The organism is Myxococcales bacterium (assembly GCA_016717005.1).
Classification (GTDB): domain Bacteria; phylum Myxococcota_A; class Polyangia; order Haliangiales; family Haliangiaceae; genus UBA2376.
In genome coordinates, this window is the sequence record JADJUF010000037.1 from 614,345 (window position 1) to 630,519 (window position 16,175).

Genomic DNA, 16,175 nt, shown 5'->3' on the forward strand with positions numbered 1-16,175 from the left:
GAGACGCACGATCATGACCGCCCCCTCGCTCCGCTCCTCCTGCGTCGCGTTCGTCGGCGCGCTCGCGGCGTCCGCCGTCGACGCGCGCGGCGACGACGCACCCGCCCCCCCGCCCCCTGTCATCGCTGCGCCCGCGTCGGTCACCGACGCGTTGATCCTCCGGATCCGCGGCGTCGCCGATCGCCCCGCGCTCGCCGCCGCCGTCGCCGCCGAGCTGGGTGTGCCGGTCGCGCTCGCCGCCGAGGGCGCGCCGTGCGCCGCGCCGTGCGTCGACGTCGTCGTCGACGATCGCGCGCGCGCCACGATCGTGATGGTGCTGGCCGGCGATCGGTACGCGCGCACGATCGAGCTGCCGGCGGCGGCCGCGGCCGCGGCCGAGGTGGTCGCGCTGGTGGTCGGCAACCTGGCGCGCGACCAGGCCGGCGACCTGCTGGCCGCGCTGGCCGCGCCGGTCACGACGCCCGACGCGGTCGCGGCCCCGCCCGCCCCGTTCGACGGCAGGCTCGGCAGCGACGCGCCAGCCGCGCCGGTGCTCGCGCCGTCGGCCGCGCCGATGCCCGCGCCGACCGCCGCGCCCGCGCCGACGCCGGGCCCGCGCCTCGCGACCCACGCCGGCGTCGGCCTGGTGCCGCCGCTGGCGTTCGACGTCGAGCGGCGCCACGGCCCCGGCGGCGTGACGATCGATCTGGTCGTCGGCGGGCGCCGGCGCCTGGCGTCGTTCAACGTCGCCGGCGTGGCCAGCGTGGTCACCGAGGACGTCACCGGCACGCAGATCGGCGGCGCGCTCACCACCGCCGGCTCGGTGCGCGGCAGCCAGATCGCCGGCGCGATCGCCGCGGCCGGTCCGGTGCGCGGCACCCAGATCGCCGGCGCGATCGCCGCGGCCGGTCCGGTGCGCGGCACCCAGATCGCCGGCGCGATCACCGTGGCCAAGGCCGTCGACGGCGCCCAGCTCGCCGGCGCGGTCGCGGTCGCCGGACGCGACGTCCGCGGCGCCCAGGTCGCCGGCGCGGTCGCGATCGCCGGCGGCGCGGTCGACACCCAGGTCGCCGGCGCGGTCAACGTCGCCGGCCGGGTCCGCGGCCTCCAGGTCGCCGGCGCGGTCAACGTCGCCGGGCGCGTCGACGGGGTCCAGGTCGGCGTCGTCAACGTCGCCGGCAGCGGCGACGGCGTGTCGATCGGCCTGCTCAACGTCGTCCGCGGCGGCCGGACCGAGGTCGAGGCCACGGTCGACCAGCAGCGGATCGGCGCGGTCGTGCTGCGCCACGGCAGCTCGCGGTGGCACAACGTCTACGGCGTCGGCGGCCACCTCGACGGCGGCCTGACCGACCGCACGGTCGACGAGCGCGACGTGTGGATGTACGGCCTGGGCATGGGCCCGAGCTGGCGGCGTGGCGCGACCACCTTCGATCTCGAGGCGATGGCCTGGCACGTGGTCTACGGCGGCGAGTTCGGCGACGAGCTCGACCTGCTCAACCAGCTGCGCCTGGTGGTCGGCCACCGCGTCGGCCCGGCCGCGGTGGTCGTCGGCGCCGCGGTCAACGTCTACGTGACCTCGGACCCGACCCGCGATCGCATCGACGCGCGCCGCATGACGACGCCCGGCGACGACGGCGTGCGCGTGCAGGTGTGGCCGACCGCGTTCGTCGGCGTGCGGCTGTGAGCTGACCGCGCGCCGGCGCGCACGTCGGCGCCGGGCACGCAGGTTGCTTCTGGTTGGTCGCGGAGGTCGCATGGACGCGAGACCTGCACGCACACCTCGACGGCGCCGCGACCACCTCGACCCGGGGGCCGATCGTGGCTGACGTGGCGGTCGCGCTGGCCCTGGCGGCGGCGAGCGTCGGCGCGCTGCACGCGCTCGCGCCCGATCACTGGCTGCCGATCGCGGCGGTCGGCCGCGGCCAGGGCTGGTCGGTCGGGCGCACGGCCCGGATCGCGCTCCTGTGCGGCGTCGGGCACGTCACCGTGTCGGTCATCCTCGGGCTGGTCGGGCTCGCGACCGGGCGCGGCGTGGTCGAGGCCCTCGGCGACCGCACCGCCGCGGTGTCGGGGCTGCTGCTGATCGGCTTCGGCGTCGCCTACGCGGTCTGGGGCATGCGCCACGCCCGCGCGCACCTGCACGGCCACCACCATCACCACTACGACCACGTCCACGCCCCGGCGCGGGTCAGCGCGTGGACCTTGTTCGCGATCTACTGCGCCGACCCGTGCGTCGCGGTGATCCCGATCCTGTTCGCCGCGGCGTCGCTGTCGGCGACCGCCACCGTCGTCATCGTCGTCGTGTACGAGGTCGCGACGATCGCGACGATGGTCGGCCTCACCGCGCTGGCCCGGGTCGGGTCGCGCCTGGTCGGCGGTCCGCGGACCGAGCGCTGGGCCGACGGCGCCGCCGGCGCGACCATCGCCGCGACCGGGATCGCGGTGGCGTTGCTCGGCTGGTGATGCGCAACCGCTGCCGCGCGCGCAGATGATCGACGCAACCCCTGCACTCGATCGCGACCGCGAGGCCCGAACGCGCCGGCCGCGCGCGGCCTCGGCGTGGCACGTGTGGTGCAGCCAGCTAGACCACCATGGCGCCCGTGGCACCTCCCGGCGTCCCGACGCTGGACCCGGACCTCGCGCTGCTGCTCGCGACCGAGCGGCGGCTCGAGGACGCGCTCGCCCAAGCCCGGGCCGACGCTGACGCGGGCCGCGCCGCCGCGGTGGCGGCGATCGCGACCGCCGACGCCGACGCCGAGCGCGAGCTCGAGGCCGCGCGCGGCGCCGTGGCCGATCAGGTGGCCGGGGAGGCCGGGGCACGGAGCGCGGCGATCGAGGCCGCGGCCCGGGCCGAGGTGGCCAGCTGGACCGCGCTCGAGGGCACCGCGCTGACCGCCGCCGCCGACCAGCTGCGAACGCGCCTGGGCGCGCTGATCGTGGAGGCGTCGTGATCATCCCGATGACCCGCGTCCGGGTGATCGGACGCCGCGCCGAGCTGCCCCGCACGCTGGCGGCGTTGCAGGACGTCGGCACGCTGCACCTGACCGCGCCCGCCGCGACGATGACGCCGCACGCGCCCACGCCGCTCGAGCGGCGTCGCCAGCGTCACCTGACCCGGGCGCTGGCCGACGTCGACGCCGCCCTGGCCAGCCTCGCGACGCTCGGCGCCGAGGTGCCCGAGGTCGCCGCGACCGCGCCGGTGGGCCTCGCGCGCGCGGCCTGGTGCGCGGCCCGGGTGCGCCGGCGCGCCGCCGCGCTGGTCGCCGAGTGGCAGGCCCGCACCGACGAGCGCGACGCCCTGCGCGCGTTCGCGCCGCTGTTCACCGACCTCGAGGCCCTGCTCGGCGACGCCCACGCGCACCACCGCTTCACCGTGCACCTGCTGCGCCTCCGCGACGGCGCGATGATCAAGCGCCTGCGCGAGGTCCTCGACCGCGTGCTGGGCGAGCACGACCTGCGCGCCCGCGCGCTGCCCGGCGGGGAGGTCGCGCTGTTGCTGCTCGCGCCGACCGGGCGCGCCGCCGACGTCGAACGCCTGCTGGTCGAGGCCGCGGTCGAGTCGGCGCCGGTGCCGCTGGCGCTGGGCGGCGGCAGCCTGCGCGAGGCGCTGGCGCGGCTGCGGCCGCGGCTGGCCGAGGTCGAGGCGCGGCTGGCGCAGATCGCCGACGAGGTCGCGGCGCTCGCGGGCCGCGACGGCCCGACCCTGACCGCGGCGCGGCGCGCGCTCCGCGACGCGCTGGCCGAGCTCGACGCGCGGGCGCTGGCCGGCGAGACCCCGCGGGCGTTCGTGCTCGAGGGCTGGACGCCGGCGCGGACCGCCCCGGCGTTGATCGCGCGGCTCCGGCAGGACGTGCCCGAGGTGTCGGCGGTCGAGGTCGCCCACGACACCTGGCGCCACAGCGGCGCGCCGGTCGTGCTGACCAACCCGCCGATCTTCGAGCCGTTCGAGCGCCTGACCGCGATGCTGCCGCTGCCGCGCTACGGCTCGGTCGATCCGACGCCGTTCGTCGCGGTGTTCTTCCCGATGCTGTTCGGGCTGATCGTCGGCGACATCGGCTACGGCGCGCTGGTCGCGGTGATCGCGCTGGTGCTGTGGCGGCGCGGGCGCCAGCCCGGCCTGGCCCACGACCTCGCGCGCATCGCCGCCGCGGTCGCGGCCTACACGATCATCTTCGGCGCGCTGTTCGGCGAGCTGTTCGGCGATCTCGGGCTGCGCGCGTTCGGGCTGCGGCCGCTGTGGATGGATCGCCACGCGTCGATCATGCCGTTCCTCGGCCTGGCGGTGTCGATCGGCCTGGTCCACCTGGTGCTCGGCCTGGTCACGGCCGCGGTCGCGCGCCGCCACCACCCGCGCGAGGCGGCCGGGCGCGGGCTGGCGGCGCTGATGCTGGTCCTGGTCGGCGTGACGCTGGCGGCGCTGCTCGAGCTGCTGCCGTCGGTGCTGTTCACGCCCGCGCTGGTCGTGCTGCTGGTCGCGTTCCCGGTGCTGGTCGTGCTCGAGGGCGCGACCGCGCTGCTCGAGCTGATCACCACGCTCGGCCACGTGCTGTCGTACGCGCGCGTGATGGCGCTGGGCACCGCGTCGGTGATGCTGGCGATGGTCGCCAACCGCATGGTCGGCGCGTTCGGCGGCGCCGTGATCGGCGTGCTGTTCGCGCTGGTGTTCCACCTCGTGAACTTCGCGATCGCGATGTTCAGCCCGACCATCCACGTGCTGCGGCTCCACTACGTCGAGTTCTTCGGCACGTTCTTCGACCCGGGTGGCGACCCGTACCGGCCGTTCGCGCACTGGCACCCTCAACCCGTCCCGGAGCCCTAGGAGATGTAGCCATGGACGTCCTGTGGATCAGCCTCGGCGCCGCGCTCGCGATCACCGGCAGCGCGTTCGCCACCGCGTGGGCCCAGTCCCGCATCGGCGCCGCGGCCGCGGCCGCGCTCGCCGAGAAACCCGAGCTGCGCACCACGGCGGTGCTGCTGGTCGCGATCCCCGAGACGATGGTGATCCTGGGGTTCGTGATCGCCGTGCTGATCGTGCTGCGCAACGGCTGAGGCGGCGCCATGGCGATCGACGAGCTCATCAGCGCGCTCGAGCGCGAGGCCGCCGCCGAGGTGGCCGCGCTGGCCGCGGCCGCGCGCGCCGACGCCGCGCGCCTGCGCACCGACGCCGCCGCGCGCCGGACCGCGCGCCGGACCGCGCTGCTCGCGCGCTGTCGGGCCGAGCACCAGGCGGCGGCCGACGCCGCGCTCGCCGCGACCGCGCGCCAGGCCCGGCGCGACGTGCTGACCGCGCGCGCCGCCGCGCTCGATCGGCTCGAGGCCTGCATCGGCGCGTCGCTGCCCGCGCTGCTGCGCGGCGCCGACGGCGACCGCGTGCTCGACGCGCTGGTCGCCGGGTTGGTGGCCGCCGCCGGCGACCGCGCGCGGGTGCGGTGCGCGCCCGCGCTGGTCGAGGGCGTCCGCGCGCGCCTGGCCGCGCACCCCGCGCTGGAGGTCGAGGCCGACCCGACGGTGATCGGCGGCGCCATCGGCGAGCGCGCCGGCGGCCGGGTCGTCGTCGACGCGACGCTCGGGTCGCTGCTCGCGCGCATGTGGCCGCGGCTGCGCCTCGAGGCGCAGCCGGTCGCGGCCCCGGTCCCCACGGAGGTGTCGTCATGACCTGGGTCGATCTGGTCGCCCGCGCCCGCGGGCTCGCGACGCACCTGGCCAGCGACGCGGCGCTGGCCGACCTCGATCGCGCCCACGACCGCGCGAGCCTGGCGGCGGCGCTGGCCCGCGCCGGCCTGCCGGCGATCGCCGGCGCCGACGATCCGGGCGCGCCGGCCACCGTCGAGGCGGCGGCGACCGCGCGCGCGGCCGCCGAGCTGGCGATCCTCGAGCGCTGGGCCGGCGCGCGGGCCGGCGCCCTGGCGGTGCTCGTCGACGATCAGGATCGGCGCAGCCTGCGCGGGCTGATCCGCGGGCTGGTCGCGGGCGCGCCGGCCGCGGCCCGCCTCACCGGCGCGGTGCCGACCTCGCGCCTGCCGGCGGCGACGCTGCGCGCGCTCGCGGCCCAGCCGACCGCGGCGGCGCTGGCTGCGGCGCTGACTCGGTGCGCGCACCCGGCCGCGGCGGCGCTGGCCGCGCCGCTGGCGCAGACGCCGCTCGACCTGCTCGGGGTCGAGCGCGCGCTGACCGCGTGGTTCGCGGCCCGGGCCCGCGTCAGCGCGCGCGCCGACGCCGCGCTCGCGGTCCACGTCGCGCAGGTGATCGACGTCGCCAACGCCGGCGCCGCGCTGGCGCTAGCGGCGCGCGGCCGCACCCTCGAGCCGGACGCCAGCTTCGTCGACGGCGGCCGGCGCCTGGCCCGGCCCGAGTTCGTCGCCGCGGCGACCGCCACCCCCGCGATCGCGGCCACCGCGCTCGCCCGGTCGTTCGGCGGCACGCCGGTGGCCGACGCGCTCACCGACGCCGCGCCCGACGCGGTCGAGCGGGCCGCGCTGGTCTGGCACCTCGCGACCCAGCGCCGCCTCGCCCGCGCGGCGCCGCTCGGCCTGGCGCCGGTGCTCTCCCTGGTGCTGCGCCGGCGCGCCGAGACCCGGCGGGTGCGCCACGCCGCCTGGCGGATCGCGCTCGGAGGCGCGCCGTGAGGGCGCCGATCCGCGTCGTGTGCCGGCGCCCGGCGGCGCTGGGCCTGGGCCTGGCCGGTCTGGCCTGCACCGAGGCGCCCGACGGCGCCACCGCCGCCGCGGCGATCGCGACGATCGAGGCCGCCGGCGGCGCGGTCATCCTGATCGAGCGCGCGCTCTACGACGAGCTGCCGGGCGCGCTGCGCCGCCAGGTCGAGCGCGACGGCGCGCCGCTGTTGATGCCGTTCCCGGGCCCGACCCTCGACGCCACCGGCGCCGCGCCCGAGCAAGAGCTGCTCGATCTGCTGCGGCGGTCGGTCGGCTACCGCGTGAGGCTGCGGTGACCGCGCCGGTGGTCACGCGCGTCACCGGCACGCTGGCCGAGGCGCGCCCGCTGCGCGACGCCGGGCTCTACGACCTGGTCCGGGTCGGGCCGCGCGGCCTGCTCGGCGAGATCATCCGGTTCCGCGACGAGGTCGCGACGCTGCAGATCTACGAGGACACCACCGGCCTGGCGCTGGGCGCGGCGGTCACCGCGACCGGCGGGCCGCTCACCGTCGAGCTGGGCCCGGGGCTGCTCGGGTCGATCCTCGACGGCGTCGGCCGCCCGCTGGTGCGGCTGGCGGCCGCGACCGGCGACTTCATCGCGCCCGGCGCGGCCGCGCCGACCCTGGATCCGGACCGGCGCTGGCGGTTCACCGCGACCGCGCGGCCCGGCGACGTGGTCGCCGCCGGCGACGTGCTCGGCACGGTCGAGGAGCAGCCCGGGTTCGTGCACCGCGTGCTGGTGCCGCCCGGCGTCGGCGGCGCGCTCGCGGCGCTGGCCAGCGGCGACGTCACCGTGGCCGCGCCGATCGGCCACCTCGTCGACGGGACGCCGCTGACGCTGGCGCAGCGCTGGCCGCTGCGCACGCCGCGGCCGGTGGCCGAGCGCCTGCCCGCCGATCGGCCGCTGGTCACCGGCCAGCGCGTGTTCGATCTGCTGTTCCCGCTGGCCGAGGGCGGCGCGATCGCGGTGCCGGGCGGCTTCGGCACCGGCAAGACCGTCATCGAGCACGGCCTGGCCCGCCACGCCGACGCCGACGTGATCGTGTTCATCGGCTGCGGCGAGCGCGGCAACGAGATCGCCGAGGTCGTGCAGGAGTTCCCGCGCCTGGTCGACCCGCGCACCGGCCGGCCGGTCATGGAGCGCACGGTGCTGGTGGTCAACACGTCGAACATGCCGGTGGTCGCGCGCGAGGCGTCGGTCTACCTGGGCGTGTCGATCGCCGAGTACTACCGCGACATGGGCTACCGGGTGGCGGTGATGGTCGACAGCCTGTCGCGCTGGGCCGAGGCGCTGCGCGACATCGCCGCGCGCCTGCAGGAGATGCCCGGCGAGGAGGGCTACCCGACCCACCTGGCCAGCCGGCTCGGACAGCTCTACGAGCGCGCCGGTCGAGCCCGGGCCGCGGGCGCGCCGGATCGCGTCGGCGCGGTCAGCCTGGTGTGCGCGGTGTCGCCGCCCGGCGGCGACTTCGCCGAGCCGGTGACCCAGGCGTCGTTGCGCGTGGCCGGCGGGCTGTGGGCGCTCGATCCGGCGCTGGCCCGCAAGCGCCAGTTCCCGGCGGTCGACTGGGCCACCAGCTACTCGCTCTACGTCGACGCCACCGCGGCGTGGTTCGCCGACGCCGCCGGCGTCGACTGGGCCGGCCTGCGCGCGCGGGTGCTGCAGCTGCTCCAGCGCGACGCCGAGCTGCGCGAGATCGCCGGGCTGCTCGGCCACGAGGCGCTGCAAGATCGCGATCGGGTCGTGCTCGAGATCGCGCGGCTGGTCCACGAGCACCTGCTGGGCCAGAGCGCCTACGATCCCAACGACGCCGCGTGCGCCGTCGCCAAGACCGGGCGCATGGCCGCGCTGGCGGTGGCCGCGCTCGACGCCGCCGAGGCCGCGGTCGCGGCCGGCGCCGCCATCGATGAGCTCGATCTGCCGGGGCTGCGCCGCGCCTACGCCGGGCTGCGCGCGGCCGCGCCCGATGACGTGGCCGCGCGCGCGGCCGACGTCGCCACGGTCCTCGCCCGGCTGGAGGCGCGCCGATGATCGCCGCCCGCACCCACCACGGCGCCCAGGCCCTGGTCGGCGCCCTCCTCTACGTCGAGGACGCCCGCGGCGCCGCGATGGGCGAGGTGGTCGAGATCCGCCAGGCCGGCCAGGCCCCGCGCCGCGGCCAGGTCATCGACGCCGGCGCCGCGCTGACCGTGGTCCAGATCCTCGAGGAGCCGCTCGGCCTGGCGCCGGCCCGGGTCGCGATCACGCTGACCGGCGCCACCGCCGAGGCGCCGGTCGGGCGCGAGCTCTTGGGCCGCACGCTCACCGGCGTGGCCGCGCCGCTCGACGATCTGCCGCCGCCGATCGGCGAGGCGCTGCGGCCGGTGTGGGGCGCGCCGATGAACCCGGCCCGGCGGCGACCGCCCGGCGACTTCATCGAGACCGGCGTGTCGGCGATCGACGGGCTCAACACGCTGGTGCGCGGCCAGAAGCTGCCGGTGTTCTCGGGCGCCGGCCTGCCCGCGCTCGAGCTGGCGGCGCAGATCGTCGAGCACGCCCGGGCCGGCGACGAGCCGTTCGCGGTGGTGTTCGCCGCGATCGGCATCACCGCGCGCGAGACCCGGCTGTTCGTCGAGCGCCTGCGCGACAGCCCGGCCCGGGCGCGGACGGTGTTCTACCTCAACGAGGCCCGCGACCCGACGATCGAGCAGCTGCTGACGCCGCGGTTCGCGCTGGCCCAGGCCGAGTTCCTGGCGTTCGAGGCCGGGCTGCACGTGCTGGTCGTGATGGCCGACGTGGCCCACTACTGCGAGACCCTGCGCCAGGTCGCGGCCGCGCGCGACGAGGTGCCCGGCCGCCGCGGCTACCCCGGCTACATGTACACCGACCTGGCGTCGCTGTTCGAGCGCGCGGGCGTGCTCCACGGCCGCCCGGGCTCGCTGACGCAGCTGCCGATCCTGACGATGCCCGACGACGACATCACCCACCCGATCCCGGACCTCACCGGCTACATCACCGAGGGCCAGGTCGTGCTGTCGCGCGAGCTCCACGGCCAGGGCATCGCGCCGCCGATCGACGTGCTGCCGTCGCTGTCGCGGCTGATGAACGCTGGCATCGGCGCCGGCAAGACCGCGCCCGAGCACCGGCGCTGGGCCGACCAGCTCTACGCCAGCTACGCCCGCGGCCGCGAGGCCCGGATGATGGCGACGATCGTCGGCGAGGCCGGCCTGGCCGACGCCGATCGCCGCGCGCTCGGGTTCGCGGCCCGGTTCGAGCGCGAGCTGATCGGCCACGGCCACGCCGCGCGGACGATCGCCGAGACGATCGCGGTCGGCTGGCGGCTCCTGGTCGAGCTGCCCCGCGACGACCTCGAGCGGATCGACGACGCCACCTGGGCTCGGCGGCCGGGAGCGACGCCGTGACCGCGCGCGCCGCCCCGACCCGGGCCGAGCTGCTGCGCAGCCGCCGCCTGCTGGCGCGGGTCGAGAAGGGCGCGGCGCTCCTGACCCGCAAGCGCGAGGCGCTGGTGCGCGAGCTGTTCCCGCTGGCCCGGCCCGCGGCCGACGCCCGCCGCGCGATCGCCGACGCCGCGACCGCCGCCTACGCCGCCGAGCTGGGCGCGCTCGCGATCCACGGCGAGGGCGCGGTCGCCGCCACCGGCTGGCCGCCGCGCGAGCTCGCGGTCGACGTGACCGTGCAGCGGGTCTGGGGCCTCGCGGTGCCGCGGTTCGGGCCGCTGCCGTCGTGGGACCGCGATCTGGCGGCGCGCGGCACGGCGCCCGCGGCCACCGGCCCGGTGCTGGTCGAGGCCGCGAGCCGGTTCGAGCGGCTGGCCGCCGAGCTGCTCGACGCCGCCGCGCGCGAGCTGCACGTGCGCGCGCTCGGCCAGGCCCTGGCGCGGACCTCGCGTCAGCTCCACACGCTCGAGCAGCGGGTGGCCCCGGCCCTGCGCGCCCGCCTCGCCGCGATCGGCCGCGCGCTCGACGAGCGCGAGCGCGAGGAGCACACGCGCCTGCGCCAGCTGCGCCGCCATCGCGCCTGAGCGCCTGAGCGCGCCGGCGCGCACGCCCGTCCGCGCGCCGCCATCGCGCGTGAGCGCGCCGCGCGCGGGCGTCAAGACCGTCGGGCACTGAACGTCCGCACCGGAGAGATCCGGAGTGACGGCAAATCGCACCCGCCCGCGGTCGAAAAATTGCCCGCGTGATCTGCGCGTGCCTATTTCGCTCATCATGGATCGATCCCGGCCGAGGGGTGCCGAGCCCGCCCGCGTCGACGACGCCCGCGTCCCGCGGGTGTCGCGGATGACGTTGCGGCCGGGCCGCGGCAACCGTCGCGCGCGCACGCCGCTGCGCGAGCGTGTGCCGGCCCCGCGCGAGGTCGTCGACGCGTGCGGCCGCGCGCTGCGCCGGGTCGCGCCCGCCGTGGCGGCGCTGGCGCTGATCGGCGGCGTGGCCGAGGCCGGCCGCTACGGCTACCGCTGGCTGACGACCTCGCCGCGGTTCGCGGTGGCCGCGGTCGAGGTCAACGGCGAGGCCACGCTCACCGAGGACGCCGTCCGCGCCCGGCTGCCGTTCGGCGTCGGCGACAACATCTTCCGGGTCGACACCGGCGACGCCGAGGCCGCGCTCGCGGCCGAGCCGTGGATCGCCCGCGCGACCGTGCGCCGGCGGCTGCCGCGGACGATCGTCATCGACGTGGTCGAGCGCCGCCCGGCCGCGGTCGTCGCCGCCGACGGCCTGTACCTGGCCGACGCCGACGGCCAGCCGTTCAAGCGCGCTGACCTGCGCGCCGGCGAGGCCCGCGACCTGCCGGTCATCTCGGGCATCCCGCGCGAGCTGTTCGCGGCGGCGCCGGGCCAGGCGGCCGCGCGCGTGCGCGACGGCCTCGCGGTGCTGACCGCCTGGAGCGAGGCCGATCGGCCCCGGGCCGGCGAGGTCAAGCTCGGCGCCAGCGGCGCCACGATCTACACCTACGACGACGCCATCGCGGTCCGGATCGGCGCCGTGTCGCCGACCGCGCTGACCGCGCACCTGGCTCGCTTCGACGCGGTCTGGGCGGCGCTGTCGCCCGACGAGCGCCGGACCCTCCGGACCATGCGCGTCGACAACGACACCCGCACCGATCTCGTCACCGTCTCGTTCGAGACCCCCGATCTCGCGTCGCGCGAGCCCTGAGAGCACCATGGCCAAGAACAAGACCTCCGAGATCATCGTCGGCCTCGACATCGGCACCACCAAGATCGCCGCGATCGCCGGCGAGGTGACCGACGACGGCATCGACATCATCGGCATCGGCACCGCGCCGTCGAAGGGCCTGCGCCGCGGCGTCGTCGTCAACATCGACGCGACGGTCAGCGCGATCCGGGCCGCGATCGACGAGGCCGAGAACATGGCCGGCTGCCAGATCTCGACGGTGTTCGCGGCGATCTCGGGCGCGCACGTGCGCGGGCTCAACAGCCACGGCATCGTCGCGGTCAAGGACAAGGAGGTCCGCGAGGCCGACATCGCGCGCGTCCTCGAGGCCGCCAAGGCGGTCGCGATCCCGATGGACCGCGAGGTCCTGCACGTCCTGCCGCAGCAGTACGTCATCGACGACCAGGACGGCATCCGTGACCCGCTCGGCATGGCCGGGGTCCGGCTCGAGGCCAAGGTCCACATCGTCACGACCGCGGTGACCAGCGCCCAGAACGTCGTCAAGTGCGCCAACCGCTGCGGCCTCCAGGTCGCCGACATCGTGCTCGAGCCCCTGGCCTCGGCCCAGGCCGTGCTCGAGGAGGACGAGAAGGAGCTCGGCGTCGCGCTGATCGACATCGGCGGCGGCACCTGCGACATCGCGGTGTTCGCCGACGGCGCGATCGTGCACACCGCGGTCCTGCCGCTGGGCGGCGGCCACGTCACCAACGACATCGCCACGGTCCTGCGCACGCCGCTCGACTCGGCCGAGAAGATCAAGCGCAAGTACGGCTGCGCCTCGCGCTCGATGATCGACGACGGCGACACGATGGAGGTGCCGTCGGTCGGCGGCCGCGGGCCGCGGGTGCTGCCGCGCTCGACGCTGGTCGAGATCATCGAGCCGCGCATCGAGGAGATCTTCGAGCACGTCAAGCGCGAGCTGATGCGCTCGGGCTACGCCGACAGCCTGGCCGCGGGCATCGTGCTCACCGGCGGCGCGACGATCCTCGAGGGCACCGCCGAGGTCGCCGAGCAGGTGCTGGGCCTGCCGGTGCGCCGCGCGACGCCGACGCGGATCGGCGGGCTGGTCGACGTGGTCCGGTCGCCGGCCTACTCGACCGGCGTCGGCCTCGTCGTCTACGGCGCCAGCCACGGCCGCTCGCTCCAGACCCGGGCCCAGGCCCAGCAGGCCGGCGACCGCGGCCTGATCAAGCGCGCGTGGTCGCGCCTGGCCGAGATGTTCTGATTCTCTGATCGTCGCCGGCGATGTCGCCGGCGACGCCCCGGCCGGGCCCTGGGCCCGGCCACGCGCCGCGTGATCCGCTGACGAGATCCGGATCGCAATAAAACGTCGCGCCGCTGCCACGAAAAAGTTGCCCCTACAGATCCCGCCCTCTCATATGGGCTTACCAACGGGAGATCGACACATGGCCCTCATCGAATTCGACGACGTGAACCACGCCAAGATCCTGGTCATCGGTGTAGGTGGTGGCGGCGGCAACGCCGTCAACACGATGATCGCGGGCAACCTCGACGGCGTCGAGTTCGTGGCCGCCAACACCGACCGGCAGGCGCTCGAGGCCAACCTGGCCTCGCACAAGATCGGCCTGGGCGGCGCGCTCACCAAGGGCCTCGGCGCCGGCGCCAACCCCGACGTCGGCCGCCGCGCCGCCGAGGAGAGCATCCAGCAGATCGCCGACGCGATCTCGGGCGCCGACATGGTCTTCGTCACCGCCGGCATGGGCGGCGGCACCGGCACCGGCGCGGCGCCGGTCATCGCCCAGGTCGCGCGCGACTGCGGCGCGCTGACCGTCGGCGTCGTGACCAAGCCGTTCGGCTTCGAGGGCAAGAAGCGGCTGCGCAACGCCGACGACGGCATCAGCCGGCTCGAGGCCGCGGTCGACACGCTGATCGTGATCCCGAACAACCGGCTCCTGGCCCTCGCCGGCGCCCAGATGTCGATGGTCGACGCCTTCCGCCGCGCCGACTCGATCCTGCTCAACGCCGTCCAGGGCATCAGCGACCTGATGACCGTCCCCGGCCTGATCAACGTCGACTTCGCCGACGTGCGCACGATCATGAACGACATGGGCCGCGCGCTGATGGGCGCCGGCGTCGGCTCGGGCAAGAAGCGCGCGACCGAGGCGGCCGAGATGGCGATCAGCTCGCCGCTGCTCGAGGACGTGTCGATCGAGGGCGCCACCGGCATCCTGATCAACATCACCGGCGGCCCCGACCTGACGCTGCACGAGGTCAACGAGGCGTCGAGCCTGATCCAGAAGGCCGCGCACGAGGACGCCAACATCATCTTCGGCTCGGTGATCGATCCGAACCTGACCGAGGAGGTCCGCATCACGGTCATCGCGACCGGCTTCGATCGCGCTGGGCAAGACCGTGGCGCCGGCGCCCGAGGCCTCGGTGCCGACGCCGATGCGGTCGCGGACCTCGCAGCAGGTGACGATGCCCTACGACCACGCCAGCGTGACGACCAAGGAGTACCCGGCGACGCTGGTGCCGCCGGCCCGCAAGGTCTCGGGCGAGATCAAGTCGCAGGCGATGGTGGTCGAGGACGCCGACGTCGACGTGTCGTGGTCCGACGAGATGACCCCGGTCGAGCGCGCGCTGTCGGAGCTGGGCGCGATCGAGCCGGTGCCCGAGGCCGAGATGTCGGTCCGGGTCGCGCTGGGCTCGGGCCCGTCGAGCAGCGACGCCGTGGTCGCGGCCGCGACCCTGCCCGAGCGCAGCAAGCGCGGCCTGCCGCGCCCGAGCCTCAAGGGCATCCTCGGCGACGAGGTCGAGAACGAGCTCGACGTGCCGACGTTCATCCGCCGCCACTCGGCCAGCCAGCCGGGCTGAGCCGCGGTCGCTCGCGACGCATCGACCGGCCGCCGTGGTGACACGGCGGCCGACGCTTTTTCGGGTACCGTGCGCGCGTGCTGTCGCTGACCGCCGCCCGGTGGCTGCTCGTCCTGCACGCGGTGCTCGGCGCCGCGGCGGTGGCGGCGGCGACGCACTGGGTGGTGTGGCTGTGGCCGCTGTGGCGCGGCCGCGCGCCGCGGGCCGCGGCGATGCGCCGGTTCGCGACGATCGCGCTGGCGCTGTACGGCGCGGCGATGGCCGTCGGGTTGCTGCTCTACCCGACCTACAAGGCGCGGGTGAAGCTCGAGTACCTGACCCGGCCGACGTCGGTCATCGACGACCACGCCGTGCGCCGGGTCGCCGCCGACGAGCTGGCCGACCGCGCGGCCGGGCGGGTGCCGGGGCCGGTCGACGAGGATCGCGCGCGCCGCCTGGCCGGCGACGCGCCGACCCGCGCGGCGAAGATCGCGCGCTGGTTCGACGCCAAGGAGCACTGGGCCGCGGTCGGCCTGGTGCTCGGGCTGGGCGTGCTCGCGGTGGTGCGCGCGTGGCGCCCCGGCGAGCACGAGCCGGTCCGCGACGGGCCGGTCGCGCTGGTCGTGCTCGGCGCGCTCGCGGTCGCCGCGGTGGCGTGGTTCGCCGCGATCGTCGGGCTGCTCACCACCGCGACCCGCTCGTTCTGATCAGCGCCCGCCGCGGTTGCGTGGTTCGCCGCGGGTCAGGCGGCTCGGGCGCCGCGCGTGGTGCTCGGCGCGCGCGCGGTCGCCGCGGTGGCGTGGTTCGCCGCGATCGTCGGGCTGCTCACCACCGCGACCCGCTCGTTCTGATCAGCGCCCGCCGCGGTTGCGTGGTTCGCCGCGGGTCAGGCGGCTCGGGCGCTGCGCGTGGTGATCGGCGCGCGCGCGGTCGCGGCGGTGGCGTGGTTCGCCGCGATCGTCGGGCGCTGCTCACCACCGCGACCCGCTCGTTCTGATCAGCGCCCGCCGCCGGGGCCGGGCCCGCGCCCGTGGTGACCGCCGGGACCGCCGGGGCCGCCGGGGCCGTGACCGTCGGGGCCGCCGCGCCCGTGGCCACCGGGGCCGCCGGGGCCGAAAGCGGCGTGGCCGGCCTGGAACTCGGCGAGGCTGAGCGCGCCGTCGTGGTTGGTGTCGAGCGCCTTGAAGCGCTCGGCCGCGCGGTCGTTGCGGATCGCGGTGTGCTCGGCGTCGTCGAGCTTGCCGTCCTTGTTGGCGTCGTACTTGGCCAGCATCGCCTTGCGCTGGGCCTCGTGCTGCGCCTGCATCGTGGCGCGCATCGCCGCGCGCTCGGCGTCGTCGATCTTGCCGTCGCCGTTGGTGTCGGCGCGCTTCATCATCTCGGCGCGCTTGGCGGCTCGATCGGGGCCGCCGCGCCCGTTGGCGAGGGCCAGGCCGGTGGCACCGGCGATGAGCGCGGCGGAGAGGACGGCCACGAGGCCGAGCTTGGTCTTGGTGAGTGACTTCATCTGCGTACTCCTTGGGGGGACGCCAGCTCATAGAGCAAGCGCTGTGCCGC

The 16,175-nt window shown here is 76.6% G+C and carries 16 protein-coding genes; 15 read left to right on the forward strand and 1 reads right to left on the reverse strand.

Annotated elements, in window-relative coordinates:
* The first annotated feature begins 13 nt into the window (after positions 1 to 13).
* The 15 genes from IPL61_26245 to IPL61_26315 all read left to right on the forward strand — a co-directional run bounded on the left by IPL61_26245 (position 14) and on the right by IPL61_26315 (position 15,325).
* Positions 14 to 1,663, forward strand: a complete 1,650-nt coding sequence (locus tag IPL61_26245; protein ID MBK9034724.1) for a hypothetical protein — start codon at positions 14 to 16, stop codon at positions 1,661 to 1,663.
* 143 nt (positions 1,664 to 1,806) lie between these two features.
* On the forward strand, positions 1,807 to 2,442 hold the full coding sequence (locus tag IPL61_26250) for a hypothetical protein (GenBank protein MBK9034725.1): 636 nt from the start codon (positions 1,807 to 1,809) through the stop codon (positions 2,440 to 2,442).
* A 137-nt stretch (positions 2,443 to 2,579) separates the two neighbouring features.
* Positions 2,580 to 2,930 carry a hypothetical protein gene (locus IPL61_26255; protein MBK9034726.1) on the forward strand — a complete coding sequence of 117 codons (351 nt, stop codon included), beginning with the start codon at positions 2,580 to 2,582 and terminating at the stop codon, positions 2,928 to 2,930.
* A gap of 8 nt (positions 2,931 to 2,938) precedes the next feature.
* Entirely contained in the window at positions 2,939 to 4,798 is a 1,860-nt protein-coding gene (locus tag IPL61_26260) for a hypothetical protein (GenBank protein MBK9034727.1), read from the forward strand.
* Between the two features lie 11 nt (positions 4,799 to 4,809).
* Entirely contained in the window at positions 4,810 to 5,028 is a 219-nt protein-coding gene (locus tag IPL61_26265; GenBank protein ID MBK9034728.1) for an ATPase, read from the forward strand.
* A 9-nt stretch (positions 5,029 to 5,037) separates the two neighbouring features.
* On the forward strand, positions 5,038 to 5,634 hold the full coding sequence (locus tag IPL61_26270; GenBank protein MBK9034729.1) for a hypothetical protein: 597 nt from the start codon (positions 5,038 to 5,040) through the stop codon (positions 5,632 to 5,634).
* Positions 5,631 to 6,605, forward strand: coding sequence for a V-type ATPase subunit (locus IPL61_26275; GenBank protein ID MBK9034730.1), 975 nt, complete (start codon positions 5,631 to 5,633; stop codon positions 6,603 to 6,605). The genes IPL61_26270 and IPL61_26275 overlap by 4 nt, the downstream gene beginning before the upstream one ends.
* Positions 6,602 to 6,928: a hypothetical protein gene (locus IPL61_26280; protein MBK9034731.1), complete on the forward strand. Its 327-nt coding sequence runs from the start codon at positions 6,602 to 6,604 to the stop codon at positions 6,926 to 6,928. The genes IPL61_26275 and IPL61_26280 overlap by 4 nt, the downstream gene beginning before the upstream one ends.
* Positions 6,929 to 6,936: 8 nt before the next feature.
* Positions 6,937 to 8,664 carry a V-type ATP synthase subunit A gene (locus IPL61_26285; protein ID MBK9034732.1) on the forward strand — a complete coding sequence of 576 codons (1,728 nt, stop codon included), beginning with the start codon at positions 6,937 to 6,939 and terminating at the stop codon, positions 8,662 to 8,664.
* A complete protein-coding gene (locus IPL61_26290; protein ID MBK9034733.1) occupies positions 8,661 to 10,034 on the forward strand; it encodes a V-type ATP synthase subunit B in 1,374 nt (457 codons plus the stop codon). Before IPL61_26285 ends, IPL61_26290 begins: the two co-directional genes overlap by 4 nt.
* Positions 10,031 to 10,654, forward strand: coding sequence for a V-type ATP synthase subunit D (locus tag IPL61_26295; protein MBK9034734.1), 624 nt, complete (start codon positions 10,031 to 10,033; stop codon positions 10,652 to 10,654). The genes IPL61_26290 and IPL61_26295 overlap by 4 nt, the downstream gene beginning before the upstream one ends.
* 259 nt (positions 10,655 to 10,913) lie before the next feature.
* Positions 10,914 to 11,786: an FtsQ-type POTRA domain-containing protein gene (locus tag IPL61_26300; protein ID MBK9034735.1), complete on the forward strand. Its 873-nt coding sequence runs from the start codon at positions 10,914 to 10,916 to the stop codon at positions 11,784 to 11,786.
* A 7-nt stretch (positions 11,787 to 11,793) separates the two neighbouring features.
* A complete protein-coding gene (ftsA, locus tag IPL61_26305; GenBank protein MBK9034736.1) occupies positions 11,794 to 13,029 on the forward strand; it encodes a cell division protein FtsA in 1,236 nt (411 codons plus the stop codon).
* Positions 13,030 to 13,210: 181 nt separating this feature from the next.
* Positions 13,211 to 14,680 carry a cell division protein FtsZ gene (gene ftsZ / locus IPL61_26310; GenBank protein ID MBK9034737.1) on the forward strand — a complete coding sequence of 490 codons (1,470 nt, stop codon included), beginning with the start codon at positions 13,211 to 13,213 and terminating at the stop codon, positions 14,678 to 14,680.
* A 36-nt stretch (positions 14,681 to 14,716) separates the two neighbouring features.
* Complete coding sequence (locus IPL61_26315) at positions 14,717 to 15,325, forward strand: hypothetical protein (protein ID MBK9034738.1); 609 nt, start codon at positions 14,717 to 14,719, stop codon at positions 15,323 to 15,325.
* Positions 15,326 to 15,615: 290 nt separating this feature from the next.
* On the opposite strand, the gene IPL61_26320 is transcribed toward IPL61_26315, so the two are convergent.
* Complete coding sequence (locus IPL61_26320) at positions 15,616 to 16,125, reverse strand: EF-hand domain-containing protein (GenBank protein MBK9034739.1); 510 nt, start codon at positions 16,123 to 16,125, stop codon at positions 15,616 to 15,618.
* Positions 16,126 to 16,175 lie beyond the last annotated feature (50 nt).

Bases quoted from the DNA above. Each gene is read 5' to 3' on its own strand.
- IPL61_26265 (MBK9034728.1), top strand. From the start codon at position 4,810: ATGGACGTCCTGTGGATCAGCCTCGGCGCCGCGCTCGCGATCACCGGC.
- ftsZ (MBK9034737.1), top strand. From the start codon at position 13,211: ATGGCCCTCATCGAATTCGACGACGTGAACCACGCCAAGATCCTGGTC.
- IPL61_26300 (MBK9034735.1), top strand. From the start codon at position 10,914: ATGACGTTGCGGCCGGGCCGCGGCAACCGTCGCGCGCGCACGCCGCTG.
- IPL61_26245 (MBK9034724.1), top strand. From the start codon at position 14: ATGACCGCCCCCTCGCTCCGCTCCTCCTGCGTCGCGTTCGTCGGCGCG.
- ftsA (MBK9034736.1), top strand. From the start codon at position 11,794: ATGGCCAAGAACAAGACCTCCGAGATCATCGTCGGCCTCGACATCGGC.
- IPL61_26275 (MBK9034730.1), top strand. From the start codon at position 5,631: ATGACCTGGGTCGATCTGGTCGCCCGCGCCCGCGGGCTCGCGACGCAC.
- IPL61_26270 (MBK9034729.1), top strand. From the start codon at position 5,038: ATGGCGATCGACGAGCTCATCAGCGCGCTCGAGCGCGAGGCCGCCGCC.
- IPL61_26290 (MBK9034733.1), top strand. From the start codon at position 8,661: ATGATCGCCGCCCGCACCCACCACGGCGCCCAGGCCCTGGTCGGCGCC.
- IPL61_26320 (MBK9034739.1), bottom strand. From the start codon at position 16,125: ATGAAGTCACTCACCAAGACCAAGCTCGGCCTCGTGGCCGTCCTCTCC.
- IPL61_26260 (MBK9034727.1), top strand. From the start codon at position 2,939: ATGACCCGCGTCCGGGTGATCGGACGCCGCGCCGAGCTGCCCCGCACG.